Source organism: Halalkalibacter sp. HAAS-P013, from assembly GCF_056619925.1.
In genome coordinates, this window is sequence record NZ_JBWQTU010000004.1 from 1 (window position 1) to 14,404 (window position 14,404).

Sequence of the window (14,404 nt, forward strand, 5' to 3'; positions counted from 1 at the left end):
AGTGGAGCCATTGCAAGCATGTTCGCACTATTATGGAAAAAGCGCAATCCCCTTTAGGTCAAAGAGTACCTCGCCGTTATGTTTTAAGCCTAAAGGAGTGGGTTTCTCCTTTAGGCGCGCAGCGAGTGGAGCCATTGCAAGCATGTTCGCACTATTATGGAAAAAGCGCAATCCCCTTTAGGTCAAAGAGTACCTCGCCGTTATGTTTTAAGCCTAAAGGAGTGGGTTTCTCCTTTAGGCGCGCAGTAAGTGGAGCCATTGCAAGCATGTTCGTACAATAAAGTAGAAAGCACACGTCCCTAGTAACCAACTTTCCCCCTTCCTATACGACCTAATTTTCCAAATTTCATGAACAAATCTGCTCAAAAAATTTTTTTTATTTATTTTTCATTGTCATGACGTGCACGAGCGATGTCAAATGTTTTTATTCGACATCGCTCGTGCATATTTTTTCCTTCTGGGGAGATACTTTTCTTAGACATCATCTCCCGCGTATAGGAGGGAAAGAATTGACACGAAATAAAGTTGAGATTTGCGGTGTAGATACCTCGAAGTTACCTGTTCTAAAGAACACTGAAATGCGAGAATTATTTCAGCGATTGCAAAATGGTGAGACCAGTGCACGTGAAACATTAGTTAATGGAAATTTGCGTTTAGTACTAAGTGTGATCCAACGTTTTAACAATCGCGGAGAATACGTTGACGACCTTTTTCAAGTAGGTTGTATTGGTTTAATGAAATCTATTGATAATTTTGATTTAAGTCAAAACGTTAAATTCTCTACATACGCGGTTCCTATGATCATAGGTGAAATTCGTCGCTACCTGCGTGATAACAATCCGATCCGTGTCTCTCGATCTTTGCGAGATATCGCCTATAAAGCGCTACAGGTTCGTGATCAAATCATGTCAGAAAAGAAACGTGAAAAAGAACCAACTGTCCAAGAAATTGCTAAGGTATTAGACGTACCAAAAGAGGATGTTGTTTTTGCGTTAGATGCGATTCAAGATCCAGTTTCTTTGTTTGAACCAATTTATAATGATGGTGGAGATCCGATTTTCGTCATGGATCAAATCTCTGACGAACGGAACAAAGATGTCAATTGGGTAGAAGAAATTGCTTTAAAAGAAGCAATGGTTAGATTGAACGATCGAGAAAAGATGATTTTGAATATGCGCTTTTTCCAAGGAAAAACCCAAATGGAAGTCGCAGACGAAATTGGAATCTCTCAAGCGCAGGTTTCTCGCTTAGAGAAAGCTGCCATTCAACAAATGAATAAACACGCTCAAATTTAACAACCAAAGGATGAATCCTTCCTTTCCCTTTATTATTATTGGTTCCATTCTAGTAGGACAAGCCTTCAAGAACGGAATGTATAATAAAGGGGAAGAGGGACCATCCTTTTTTTACGTTGGCTACGTATTTGGAATCGTTCATAAACCATATACACCCCAGCATATAGTAGAAGACAGACTACTATGAAAAGAGGTGCCGTATATGATGAAAATATCAGAGCTACAAGTAAAAGATATTGTTAATATGGATAATGGAAAACGCTTAGGTCATTTAACAGATTTAGAAATAAATCTTTCTACAGGTGCAATAGAGGCTTTGGTGATTAATAGTTCTGGAAAGATGATGGGGTTATTTGGAAAAGAAACGGAAGAAATTGTAATACCTTGGAAAAATATTATCCGAATTGGTTCTGATGTTATCTTAGTTGAAGTACCTAGTACTTATGGGAGGCCTACACATAACCGCGAGCATCCTTCGACAATGAGAAAGCGGTGATTGAAGAAGAAAGTCGTTTCTTGTATGTGTATTCATATGCTAAAATATAACTATGATAATTTTTCCTTTTTTAAGGGAAGGCTGTGCCTCCCCTTAAAAATCGGGGAGAGGAGAGATTGGGATGGAACCGTTTGTTCAGAGTAGTGAAAGATATGTAACCATTGAACGTTGGCAACAAGCTTTTCCTCATCTCATTGTTGGCTTTTCTACAAGAAATGGAGGAGAGAGTCAATCGCCATTTTCAAGCTTGAATTTAGGGTTTCATGTTGGTGACGATTCTCTGACGGTAAATCAAAACCGTCACCTCTTAGCAGAAGATTTGGGTATCCCCCTTTCTCGATGGGTAGGAACTGAACAGGTACATGAAGCAACTGTAAAAAAAATTACAGAAGGCGATGTTGGTCGAGGGAGTGAAAGTCTGGAATCAGCCATTCTGATGACGGATGGAATTTATACATACGAGAAGAACGTCTTGTTGACAAGTTTATATGCTGATTGTGTTCCACTATATTTTTTTGCACCTAATAATAAGATAGTAGGTCTTGCTCATGCTGGGTGGCGCGGCACCGTTCAAAATATTGCTTCAGTTATGATTGAAAAATGGCACGTTGAAGAAGGCATTCCAGTTAACGATATACATGTTGCCATCGGTCCTTGCATAAGTAAAACTGCTTATGAGGTTGATCAAAAAGTAATAACAGAAGTGGAGAAGATATGGCCAAAGCATTTACAGTTTAAACCATATACAACTTTAGGGAACAACAAATATCTCCTTGATTTAAGAGAAGTAAATAAGCAATTATTGATACAAGCTGGAATAAATCAAAATCAAATCCTTTTATCTTCCATTTGTACAGCTTCAGATAAAAGAATGTTCTCGCATCGTGCAGATGGTGGGAAAACAGGTAGATTAATGAGCTATATCGGAATAAGAGTGGATGGTGATTGAGCACGATGACTGTAAATGAAAGGTTAAGTAACTTGCAAGAACAGATCAACGATGTATGTAATGGCTGTGGTCGGGATATTTCTTCGGTTCAAATTGTAGCTGTTACGAAGTACGTTAGTATAGAAACTACAGCCAAAGCACTGGATGCTGGATTGATACATATCGGTGAAAATCGAACAGAAGGTGCATTGAAAAAATGGGAAGAACTTGGAGATAGAGGAGTTTGGCATTTTATTGGCTCATTACAAACAAGGAAAGTAAAACAACTCATTGGGAAATATGAATATCTCCATTCTTTGGATCGCCTTTCTCTTGCTAAGGAAGTGGACAAGAGATTAGAAGATGGACAAGTCATGAAATGTTTTGTGCAAGTAAATGTATCTGGAGAAGAATCGAAATCAGGACTATCACCTGATGAAGTCATACCATTTATCAAAGATTTAGAGCAATATAAGCATATTAAAGTAGTGGGTCTAATGACGATGGCACCTTTCTATGATGATTCTGAATTAACGAGACCTGTTTTTAGAAAACTGAGAAAAATCCGTGATGAAGTACAATCATTGGAGCTTGACCATGCTCCGTGTAAGGAACTATCAATGGGGATGTCCAATGATTTTACCGTTGCCATTGAAGAAGGAGCGACTTTCATTCGAATCGGTTCAGCACTTGTCGGCAAAGAGTAAATTATGGAGAGGAGAATTAATAATGGGGATGAAATCAAAATTTAAGCGTTTTTTTGAATTAGAGGATGAATATGAAGAAGTTGAGGAGTACGTAGATGAACGATATAGTAATGAAGAAAGTGAACCGAAGCGTCGAACTCGGAGTCAACAAACCAAGCAACCTACAGGAGTAACTTCCTCCCAAAATGTCGTTAGTCTACAAAGTGTCCAAAAGGGAGCGAAAATGATACTGCTTGAGCCGCGTACGTATGATGAGGCTCAAGAGATTGCAGATCATTTGAAAAATCGCAAAGCTGTGATCATTAACTTACAACGAATTTCACATGATCAGGCAAAACGAGTAGTCGATTTTTTAAGTGGAACAGTGTATGCTATTGGGGGGGACATTCAAAAGGTAGGCTCAAATATCTTTTTATGTACACCTGATAACGTTGATGTTTCAGGTACAATTACAGAAATGATGCAGGAGCATTTTGAATAGTTGTAGATAGAAGGTGGTGAATGTTTTGCAAACAATTGGTTTATTACTTTATCAAGCATTATATATTTATTCTTTCTTTATTATTGGCTATATTCTTATGTCATGGTTCCCAAACGCTCGTGAGTCCTCGCTCGGTCAATTTGTTGGGCGCATTGTTGAGCCGTACTTAGAACCATTTAGAAAATTTGTTCCGCCACTAGGGATGATTGACTTATCTCCGATCGTAGCTATTATTGTTCTTCGTTTAGCGAGTGGTGGTGTTCGTGCCCTTTTTGGTATTTAGCAGTTAGGAGTGAACAGCCATTAGTATTTATCAGCACTTTCGCGAGGAGGAGCGTCCTTTCGTAGATCAAGTATTGGAATGGCAGGAAGACGTAAAGTATAAACATTTCGATCGTTTAACGGACTTTCTTGATCCAAGACAGCAAGAAATTGTCCGGACTATTATAGGACATGATGAAGATGTGAGCCTCTCCTTTTCGGGAGGCTCTCGTTATGCAGAGCGCTGTCGGTTACGTTTGACGCCTTCATATTTGGAAACATCTGAAGATGACTTTCAGGTTACCCTTTTTGCGATTGATTATCCAACTAAGTTTGTTACAATTGAACACCGTGATATTTTAGGGGCTTTTATGAATGTCGGGATTAAGCGCGAAAAATTTGGTGATATTTTTATAAATGAAGATGGAGTTTCTCAAATTATTGTAGCAACAGAGATCTCAGATTATGTTGAGATGAATATTCAAAAAGTAGGAAAAGCGCCGGTACGGTTGAATCGAATTCCACTAACTGAGCACATTATACCTAAAGATGAATGGATCGAAGAAGTAACAACTGCTTCTTCTATGAGACTTGATGTTATTTTAGCCAAAATGTACAAACTATCACGATCTAAAGTGACACCGTATATAGAAAAAGGTTTGGTGAAAGTTAATTGGAAAGTAGTGGATCGTGTTGATTTTACATTAGAAGTGGGCGACTACATATCTGTCCGAGGGTTTGGAAGATCAAAAGTAATCGGGATTGATGGTTTGACGAAGAAAGAAAAATACCGATTACGTTATGGTCGAAAGCAATAAGAGATTTATCTGAAAAAATTGCAGGAATTTTGACCTTTGTGTCGAATAAAAGTAGATAAAGATCGAGCCGGAACATGCACTGATTTTTTAAAAGGTTGATATTAAATAAATTATTGTTAACAACATGGAGGTGGCTGACATGCCTTTAACCCCTTTGGACATCCATAATAAAGAATTTACTAGAGGGTTTCGCGGATATGATGAAGATGAAGTAAATGAGTTTTTAGATCAAGTAATTAAAGATTACGAAGCAGTCCTTCGCGAAAAGAAGGAGCTATTTGAACGAGTTACAGATCTTGATGAAAAATTGGACCATTTTAAAAATATTGAAGAAACGCTAAATAAATCGATTTTAGTAGCTCAGGAAGCAGCAGAAGAAGTTAGGCGAAATGCTCAAAAAGAGGCTCAACTTATCGTAAAAGAAGCAGAAAAGAATGCTGATCGAATTATTAATGACTCTCTTGCTAAGTCAAGAAAAGTGATGATGGACATGGAGGAATTGAAAAAGCAAGCATCTGTATACAAGATGAGATTTAAAATGCTTATTGAAGCTCAACTTGAAATGTTGCAGTCTGACGATTGGGATGAGGTTACAGAAGAAGAGGAAGCGTATGCAGAGCGTACGTGATTCGAGTAAGAAAACACTACATGCGCGGCTTTTCTAACTAGAACCTTGCACTTATTAAAAGGCTATCATATAATGTTAATCATTAAATGAATGTTGATAAAGACAATGATAGGGACGAGTACAATGTCTTAAACGTGCTTAGCGATTCAGGGATGGTGGGAGCCTGAAGACGTTCACATTGGAAAATCACCCTTGAGTTTTGCACTGAAATGTGAAAAGTAGGATGCAACGAGTGATTCCCGTTACGAATGAATGAGTGGAAAGTTATACAACTTTCTAACAGGGTGGTACCACGGGTTAACTTCTCGTCCCTTTTTGGGATGAGGAGTTTTTTGTATTGTCTAACAATTTTGTAGTTTAAATTAGGAGGAAAGTCAATGGATTACAAAGAAACGCTATTGATGCCAAAAACGGCATTTCCGATGCGAGGAAATTTACCAAATCGGGAACCTGAAAGACAAGAAAAATGGAATGAAATGGATATTTATAAAAAGGTCCAAGAGAAGACTGAAGGGCGTCCATTATTTGTATTGCATGATGGCCCACCATATGCAAATGGTGACATCCATATGGGACACGCGTTAAATAAAATTTTAAAAGATATCATTGTTCGTTATAAATCAATGAGTGGTTATCATGCTCCATATGTTCCAGGTTGGGATACACATGGTTTACCGATTGAAACAGCACTTACAAAAAGCGGGAAAGTAAACCGTAAGTCAATGAGTGTTGCTGAATTCCGTAAGCTTTGTGAAGAATATGCAAGAAAACAAATTGAGCGTCAACGTGAACAATTTATTCGTTTAGGTGTTCGTGGAGACTGGTGGAATCCATATGTAACTCTTGACAAAGCATATGAGGCTCAACAAATTAAAGTATTTGGAGAAATGGCGAAGAAGGGTCATATTTATAAAGGGAAGAAGCCTGTATATTGGTCTCCATCTTCTGAGTCTGCATTAGCAGAAGCGGAAATTGAGTATCAGGATAAACGTTCTCCTTCTATTTACGTAGCATTTAAAGTGAAAGAAGGAAATGGTGTTCTATCGGGAGATGAATCTATTATCATCTGGACAACTACACCATGGACGATCCCAGCAAACTTAGGAATTTCAGTTCATCCAGACCTTGATTATAACGTCGTTGCGGTTGATGAAAAGAAATATGTTGTTGCAGCGGGACTTCTTGAATCGCTTCAAAAAGAGTTTGAATGGGAAAATGTTGAAGTATTAAAGGTATTAAAAGGTTCTGAACTTGAATATGTGAAAGCAGAGCACCCAATTTATGGTCGCGATTCATTAGTTATGTGTGGAGAGCATGTAACATTAGATGCGGGTACAGGTTGTGTCCACACAGCACCAGGTCACGGGGAAGAGGATTTCATTGTGGGACAAAAGTACGGATTAGATGTCTTATGCCCTGTTGATGATAAAGGAAATATGACAGAAGAAGCCCCTGGTTTTGAAGGACTCTTTTATGATGCGGCAAATAAACCTATTACAGAAAAGCTTGATGAGTTAGGTGCGTTATTAAAGTTAACGTTTATTACTCATTCATATGCCCATGACTGGCGCACAAAGAAACCAGTTATTTATCGTGCGACTGCTCAGTGGTTTGCATCTATTGAAAATTTCCGAAATGATTTATTAAAAGCCATTGAAGAAGTTGAATGGATGCCAAAATGGGGAGAAACTCGATTATTTAACATGGTGCGTGACCGTGGCGATTGGTGTATTTCTCGTCAACGTGCTTGGGGGGTTCCGATTCCAGTATTTTATGGAGAAAACGGAGAGCCAATTATTACAGATGAAACAATTGATCATGTTTCGAACTTGTTCCGTGAACATGGATCTAATATTTGGTTTGAGTGGGACACAGATCAATTACTACCTGAAGGGTTCACATCTGAACATAGTCCTAATGGGACATTCACGCGTGAGATGGATATTATGGATGTTTGGTTTGACTCAGGTTCTTCTCATCAAGCTGTATTGGAAGAGCGTGAAGAACTCGAACGTCCTGCTGACCTATATCTTGAAGGTTCTGACCAATATCGTGGTTGGTTTAACTCTTCTCTTTCTACAAGCGTTGCAATCACAGGAAAAGCACCATATAAAGGTGTACTAAGTCATGGTTTTGCGCTTGATGGAGAAGGTCGAAAGATGAGTAAATCCATTGGGAATGTCGTTATTCCGAATGATGTTATGAAGCAATTAGGAGCGGATATTTTAAGGTTGTGGGTAGCATCAGTTGATTACCAAGCCGATGTTCGTGTTTCAGATAAGATCTTAAAGCAAGTATCTGAATCCTATCGTAAAATTCGTAATACGTTTCGCTTTTTGTTAGGTAACTTACATGATTTTGACCCAGCAACTAACTATGTAAAAGACTTGAAGGACGTCGACCTGTTTATGCTTGTTAAATTAAATGAAGTTATTGAAAAGGTTGAGCAAGCATATGACCAATACCAATTCTCAACGGTGTATCATACAATCCATAATTTCTGTACAATTGAATTAAGTTCATTCTATATGGATTTAGCTAAAGATACTCTATATATTGAACACGCTGATCACCCATCACGCCGAGCTATTCAAACGGTTATGTATGAAGTGCTAATTAGTTTAACAAAGCTTGTATCACCAATCTTGAGTCATACGGCAGATGAAGTGTGGGAGCATATTCCTGCAGTAAGGGAAGAGAGTGTTCAGCTTACTGATATGCCTTCTGTAACATCATTTGGTGATGTTGAAGCGTTAAAGACAAAGTGGAATCATTTCATGAACGTAAGAGATGACGTGTTAAAAGCGCTTGAACAAGCAAGAAACGAAAAGAAAATAGGTAAATCGTTAACAGCAGCGATTACATTATATACAAGTGGAGAAGTAAGAACGTTATTAAAAGACATTTCTCAGCTTGAAAAATTATTTATTGTTTCTGGTGTTACATTAGCAGGAGAAGTAAATGATGCACCAAGTGATGCAGTTGTGTTTGATCAATTAGCGATTGTAGTCGATCAAGCAAAAGGCGATACTTGTGAACGTTGTTGGGTTGTTTCAGAAACAGTTGGAAATGATCAAGAGCATTTGGGACTTTGTACTTCATGTGCTGAAACAGTGAAAAAGTATTACGTGAATCAATAATATAGATATATCTAACTCAATTTCCATAACAGAGGGGTTCCTATAAGGTCAAAAAAGATCTTTTTTATTACATTGCAAATAGCAATGGCTCCACACGTTGTGCGCCATCTATGAGAAACTCACTCATAGATGGCTTTTTATAAATATTGCAATTGCAAAGAGAGGACTGAAAAAGTAAAACCGACCTTTTTCAGTCCTCTCTTTGACAAATGTTGTGTTGGCTATATCTCCATCTGTTGGTCACAATAATAATGAGCGCCAGTCAAAGCGCGATTTGTTATGGGGGAGATGAAAATGGCAGATTATACAAAAATAAAACAGCAACTAGTTGAAAGAAAAGCTCAAGTAGAGGAACGAATTAAGGAGCATTTTCAAGAAGAGCAATCAAGAACTTTATCGTTTTCAACTGGGGAGTTGTCACAGTACGATAATCATCCAGCTGATACGGCTACAGACTTATACGAAAGAGAAAAGGATTTTGCACTATTAGAGCAGCTTGAAAGAGAGCATGAAGAAATCGAACATGCATTATCAAAATTTAATACCGGCACATTTGGAATTTGTGAGGTAACTGGTAAAGTAATTCCTTATGAACGACTTGAAGCTAATCCAGCTGCTAGAGCGGTCGTCGAAGCAGTCGATAATCGAATCACTGATGACAGGCCACCTGAAGAAGATGTTCTAGATGGTTTTGAAAAATATAATTTTGATCAAGATGATCATGAGACTGAATTTGACGCAGAGGATTCTTATCAATCAGTTGCACAGTTTAATGAAAATTCAATGACGTTTGAAGATTCTTCGCTAGATGAAAATGGTGAACTTATCGGCTATGTTGAAGAGATTGAGGGATTTTTATCAACAGGAATTGACGGTTACACAGGTGATGAAGATGTTGTCTTCCAACGTAATGTCCACTATGATCAATACTTGAACGGAAAGTAGGGGGTCATCCCCCTCTTTTTGTGCTATAATGCTTAACGTATAGAAAGACGTGGACAGAACGGGGGATTATGTTGAAGTATTATCTTATTGCACTTGTTGTTTTGATATTGGATCAAATAACAAAATGGATTGTTGATAGCCATATGGCCATTGGGGAAAGAATAACAATAATTGAACAAGTTCTTTATTTTACATCTCATCGAAATAAAGGGGCGGCTTTTGGAATCCTTCAAGGACAAATGTGGTTTTTTTATATTATTACAACTGTTGTAATTGTTGGAATTGTTTATTATATGCAAAAAGAAGCAAAGAACAGTCGTTTATTTGGACTCGCGTTGGCACTAGTTCTTGGTGGAGCAGTTGGGAATTTTATTGATCGACTTTTTCGTGGAGAAGTAGTTGATTTTATTGATACATATATTTTTGGTTATAACTTTGCAATTTTTAATGTAGCTGATGCCGCTTTATGTATTGGAGTGGGGCTTTTATTTGTGAAAATGATAATGGATGAACGTCAAAAGAAGGAGAGTAATTAATGGAACAATATAGTTGGACAGTAACAGAGGAGCAAGCAACTGAGCGCTTAGATAAGTTTTTAACAATGATGGATAACGCTTGGTCAAGAACACAAGTCCAGATTTGGATAAAAGATGAACATGTGAAAGTGAACAATGAGAAAATAAAGAGCAATTATAAGGTAAGTGAAGGTGATGTGATTACACTTGCCGTACCAGAAGCAGAAGAATTGCAAGTTGAAGCAGAAGATATTCCTCTTGATGTTATTTATGAAGATGCCGACGTCATCGTTATAAATAAGCCAAGAGGAATGGTCGTGCATCCAGCTCCTGGTCATTACTCAGGTACGTTAGTAAATGCTCTAATGCATCATTGTAAAGATTTATCTGGGATCAATGGTGTGATAAGACCAGGAATTGTTCACCGCATTGATAAGGACACTTCTGGCTTAATTATGGTAGCCAAAAATGACAAAGCACATGAATCGCTTGTTGAACAATTAAAAGCAAAAACAACTCGCAGATTGTATAAAGCGATCGTTCATGGTATTATCCCACACCAACACGGAACGGTAGATGCACCAATTGGCCGCGACAAAAAAGATCGTCAAAGTATGACGGTTACAGAAGAAAATAGCCGTGATGCTGTTACGCATTTTACTGTACTTGAAACATTTAATAAGTACACATATGTTCAATGCGAATTAGAAACAGGAAGAACTCATCAAATTCGTGTGCATATGAAGTACATCGGTTTTCCATTAGCTGGTGATCCTAAATATGGACCTAAGAAGAAAACACTTGATATTGATGGACAAGCACTTCATGCTGCTGTCCTTGGCTTTGACCATCCAAAAACAGGAAAAGAAATGGTTTTTGAAGCACCGCTACCAGAAGATATGGAAAAACTATTACAGCAACTACGCAGCAAGTAAAAGTTGTTGACATCTATTTAATTCTAAGCCATACTAAAATAAGAATTTAATAGTCCTTTAACTTAGTCCCGTGAGGCTGAGAAGGAAACGGAAATGTAGATACAGGTGTATATACCACCTCTGTATCTATTTATTCAAAAACCTCTCATGTCATAATACGGCATGAGAGGTTTTTCGTTTCTAAGGTAATTATGGAGGTGAGCATATGTCAAGAGTCATCTTAGATGATCAAGCAATTAGGCGAGCAACGACTCGTATTGCACATGAAATAATTGAGCACAATAAAGGTATTGAAAATTGTATCCTTGTTGGAATCAAAACACGTGGGATCTATCTAGCGAAGCGATTAGCAGAACGCATTGAGACAATCGAAGGTGAGAAAATTCCAGTAGGAGAAATTGACATTACTTTGTACCGAGATGATTTAACAGTGAAAACTCGGACGGAAGAACCAATCCTTCAAGGGACTGATATTCCTGTTGATATTAGCAATCGAAAAGTTATCTTGGTCGATGATGTACTCTATACAGGAAGAACAGTTCGTGCAGCACTAGATGCATTAATTGATATCGGAAGACCAGAGCAAATTCAATTAGCTGTTCTGATCGATCGTGGACACCGTGAATTACCAATACGACCTGATTATGTCGGAAAAAATGTCCCTACATCTAAAAGTGAGAAAATCGTTGCAAACTTAAGTGAAGTAGATTCAACCGACGAAGTGACGATAGAACAAAACAATAAATTACCTCTTTAAATTAGTCCTGAGAGGCTAAGAAGAGGGTCAAACATCCTGTTCACCAATTGTGTGAATGGAATTTTGAACCTCTTTGTGTACAAACAAAGAGGTTTTTGTCTAAGTTTTAGGAGGATTTTATATGGCATCAAGCACAAAAGAAGTCGGCATCAAAGAAGTGCCAAGAATTGATAAGTGGATTGTATTAAGTTTACAGCATTTGTTTGCAATGTTTGGAGCGACGATTCTAGTTCCATATTTAGTAGGGCTAAGTCCTGCAGTTGCCCTACTTTCCAGTGGATTAGGAACGTTAGCATATCTCCTTGTTACACGGGGGCAGGTTCCAGCCTACTTAGGGTCATCATTCGCTTTCATCGCTCCCATCATTGCAGCATCAACATTAAATGGACCTGAAGGAGCAATGGTCGGAAGTTTCTTAGCTGGTCTTGTCTATGGATTGATTGCACTAGTGATAAAAACATATGGTGTCAACTCAATTATGCGTTTCCTACCACCGATTGTCGTTGGGCCAGTTATCATGGTGATTGGGTTAGGTTTAGCTGGTGTAGCAATTGATATGGCTATGAATGAACCAGTATCAGGTGAATACTCAACTACACATTTTATAGTTGCTCTTATTACTTTAACTATTACCGTATTAGCATCAATGTTCTTTAAAGGTTTTTTTAGCTTAGTACCTATTATGTTTGGGATTATTGGAGGGTATATATCAGCATTATTCTTTGGGCTCGTAGACTTTCAGCCTGTACTTGATGCAAGTTGGTTTGCAGCACCAGACGTATTGGTACCCTTCGTTACGTATGTTCCAGTATTTTCCTGGGAAATCGCCTTTATTATGGTTCCTATTGCAGTTGTAACAATTGCTGAACATATCGGTGACCAAATGGTTTTAAGCAAAGTAGTTGGCCAAGATTTTATCAAGAAGCCAGGTTTACATCGCTCGATTTTAGGGGATGGGGTAGCAACAGTCATCGCTTCGTTCTTGGGTGGCCCACCAAATACAACCTATGGAGAAAATATAGGAGTTCTTGCAATCACTCGTGTTTTTAGTGTGTTTGTTATTGCGGGGGCAGCTGTGTTAGCAGTAGCATTCTCGTTTGTAGGGAAATTTGCCGCACTTATTTCTACTATACCAACAGCAGTCATGGGTGGTGTTTCCATTCTATTGTTTGGGGTTATCGCTTCATCGGGACTGCGAATGTTAATTGATAATGAAATCAATATTGGATTAAAACGTAACTTGATTATTTCTTCGGTCATCTTAGTAATTGGAATTGGCGGAGCATTCATTCAAGTGAGAGATAATATAGAGATTGCAGGAATGGCACTGGCTACAATCATTGGAATCATCTTGCACATCGTTTTACCTGAGAAAGAAGTTAGTTATGGTAAGAAAGCTATGTTTGAATCAGAATAATTATAGATAGTTCCCTTTAATCGAGGTACAGAGAGACTTCAAAGGGGGTTGGTTGAATGAGTTGGTCTACCATCTCAGCTTCCTTATACCCTTTGAGCCCTCTCGAAGGGTATTTTTTATGACTGTGTAACACATACATACTTTAGAGGAGGATGGATATTATGATGACAATGACAGATCAAAAAGCAACTAGAGGCGAACTACTTACTTTAGAAATGATGTCAACAGTCGAAATTGCCAATATTCTTGAGGAGGCAGCGCAGTTTGCAAATGGGAAAGAGTGGCGCCCTAATAAAGAATTATTTATTGCGAATCTTTTCTTTGAACCAAGTACAAGAACTCGTTATAGCTTCGAAGTCGCTGAAAAATCGTTAGGTCTTCATGTGTTGTCTTTCTCAGAAGAAAGCTCAAGTGTCCAAAAGGGTGAGTCGTTACTTGATACGGTGAAAACTTTTGAAGCGATCGGGGCGAATGCTCTAGTCATTCGACATCCTGAGAATGACTATTACCGACATATTCGTGAACAGATTTCGATTCCAATCATCAATGGGGGAGATGGAAGTGGCCATCATCCAACGCAATCCTTACTTGACTTATTAACGATCCAACAAGAATTCTCCACATTCTCTGGACTAAATATTATTATAGCTGGAGACTTACGTCATAGCCGAGTAGCGCGTTCGAATGCGGATGTTTTAACTAGATTAGGCGCAACTGTAAAAATAGCTGGACCTAAAGAATGGATGGCAGGGTATGAACAGTCTTATCAATATGTAAATTTAGGCGATGAATTACCCAAAGCTGATGTTGTTATGCTTCTTCGAATTCAGCACGAGCGTCATGACGGAAAGATGGAATTTACGAAAGAGAGCTATCATCAACAGTTTGGCTTAACCATTGATAGAGAGAAGCAAATGAAGGAAAGTGCGATTATTTTACACCCTGCACCAGTAAATCGTGGTGTTGAACTTGCAAGTGAACTTGTTGAATGTAAGAAATCAAGAATATTTAAACAAATGAAAAATGGTGTTGCAGTAAGAAAGGCTGTTGTTAAGCGGGCACTTAACCAATTTTAAGGGGG

The 14,404-nt window shown here is 38.2% G+C and carries 15 protein-coding genes and 1 other annotated feature; all 15 genes read left to right on the plus strand.

Annotation, left to right across the window (positions count from 1 at the left end):
• The first annotated feature begins 509 nt into the window (after positions 1-509).
• The 15 genes from sigG (at position 510) to AC1FXP_RS07225 (ending at position 14,399) form a co-directional block, all read left to right on the plus strand.
• Positions 510-1,295: an RNA polymerase sporulation sigma factor SigG gene (sigG, locus tag AC1FXP_RS07155; protein WP_034633586.1), complete on the plus strand. Its 786-nt coding sequence runs from the start codon at positions 510-512 to the stop codon at positions 1,293-1,295.
• Between the two features lie 202 nt (positions 1,296-1,497).
• Positions 1,498-1,791 (plus strand): YlmC/YmxH family sporulation protein, encoded by a 294-nt coding sequence (locus AC1FXP_RS07160; protein ID WP_332632188.1) that lies wholly within the window; start codon positions 1,498-1,500, stop codon positions 1,789-1,791.
• Between the two features lie 121 nt (positions 1,792-1,912).
• Positions 1,913-2,740 carry a peptidoglycan editing factor PgeF gene (pgeF, locus tag AC1FXP_RS07165; RefSeq protein ID WP_480059829.1) on the plus strand — a complete coding sequence of 276 codons (828 nt, stop codon included), beginning with the start codon at positions 1,913-1,915 and terminating at the stop codon, positions 2,738-2,740.
• Between the two features lie 5 nt (positions 2,741-2,745).
• Entirely contained in the window at positions 2,746-3,426 is a 681-nt protein-coding gene (locus AC1FXP_RS07170; protein WP_480059831.1) for a YggS family pyridoxal phosphate-dependent enzyme, read from the plus strand.
• Between the two features lie 22 nt (positions 3,427-3,448).
• Positions 3,449-3,907 (plus strand): cell division protein SepF, encoded by a 459-nt coding sequence (locus AC1FXP_RS07175; RefSeq protein WP_480059833.1) that lies wholly within the window; start codon positions 3,449-3,451, stop codon positions 3,905-3,907.
• A 25-nt stretch (positions 3,908-3,932) separates the two neighbouring features.
• Positions 3,933-4,190, plus strand: a complete 258-nt coding sequence (locus tag AC1FXP_RS07180) for a YggT family protein (protein WP_250095303.1) — start codon at positions 3,933-3,935, stop codon at positions 4,188-4,190.
• Positions 4,191-4,215: 25 nt separating this feature from the next.
• On the plus strand, positions 4,216-4,986 hold the full coding sequence (locus AC1FXP_RS07185) for a YlmH family RNA-binding protein (RefSeq protein ID WP_480060227.1): 771 nt from the start codon (positions 4,216-4,218) through the stop codon (positions 4,984-4,986).
• A 139-nt stretch (positions 4,987-5,125) separates the two neighbouring features.
• Positions 5,126-5,614, plus strand: coding sequence for a DivIVA domain-containing protein (locus tag AC1FXP_RS07190; protein ID WP_480059836.1), 489 nt, complete (start codon positions 5,126-5,128; stop codon positions 5,612-5,614).
• A gap of 96 nt (positions 5,615-5,710) precedes the next feature.
• Positions 5,711-5,930: a binding site (T-box leader), on the plus strand.
• Between the two features lie 61 nt (positions 5,931-5,991).
• On the plus strand, positions 5,992-8,754 hold the full coding sequence (ileS, locus tag AC1FXP_RS07195; protein WP_480059838.1) for an isoleucine--tRNA ligase: 2,763 nt from the start codon (positions 5,992-5,994) through the stop codon (positions 8,752-8,754).
• A gap of 294 nt (positions 8,755-9,048) precedes the next feature.
• Complete coding sequence (locus AC1FXP_RS07200; RefSeq protein WP_480059840.1) at positions 9,049-9,699, plus strand: TraR/DksA C4-type zinc finger protein; 651 nt, start codon at positions 9,049-9,051, stop codon at positions 9,697-9,699.
• Between the two features lie 71 nt (positions 9,700-9,770).
• Positions 9,771-10,235: a signal peptidase II gene (gene lspA / locus AC1FXP_RS07205; protein WP_480060229.1), complete on the plus strand. Its 465-nt coding sequence runs from the start codon at positions 9,771-9,773 to the stop codon at positions 10,233-10,235.
• Positions 10,235-11,149, plus strand: coding sequence for an RluA family pseudouridine synthase (locus AC1FXP_RS07210; protein ID WP_480059842.1), 915 nt, complete (start codon positions 10,235-10,237; stop codon positions 11,147-11,149). Before lspA ends, AC1FXP_RS07210 begins: the two co-directional genes overlap by 1 nt.
• A gap of 205 nt (positions 11,150-11,354) precedes the next feature.
• The gene (gene pyrR / locus AC1FXP_RS07215; protein ID WP_480059844.1) at positions 11,355-11,906 is read left to right on the plus strand and encodes a bifunctional pyr operon transcriptional regulator/uracil phosphoribosyltransferase PyrR; all 552 of its coding nucleotides are present in this window, start codon (positions 11,355-11,357) and stop codon (positions 11,904-11,906) included.
• Between the two features lie 121 nt (positions 11,907-12,027).
• Complete coding sequence (locus tag AC1FXP_RS07220; RefSeq protein ID WP_480059846.1) at positions 12,028-13,323, plus strand: solute carrier family 23 protein; 1,296 nt, start codon at positions 12,028-12,030, stop codon at positions 13,321-13,323.
• A gap of 164 nt (positions 13,324-13,487) precedes the next feature.
• Complete coding sequence (locus tag AC1FXP_RS07225; RefSeq protein ID WP_480060230.1) at positions 13,488-14,399, plus strand: aspartate carbamoyltransferase catalytic subunit; 912 nt, start codon at positions 13,488-13,490, stop codon at positions 14,397-14,399.
• The last annotated feature ends 5 nt before the right edge of the window (positions 14,400-14,404 follow it).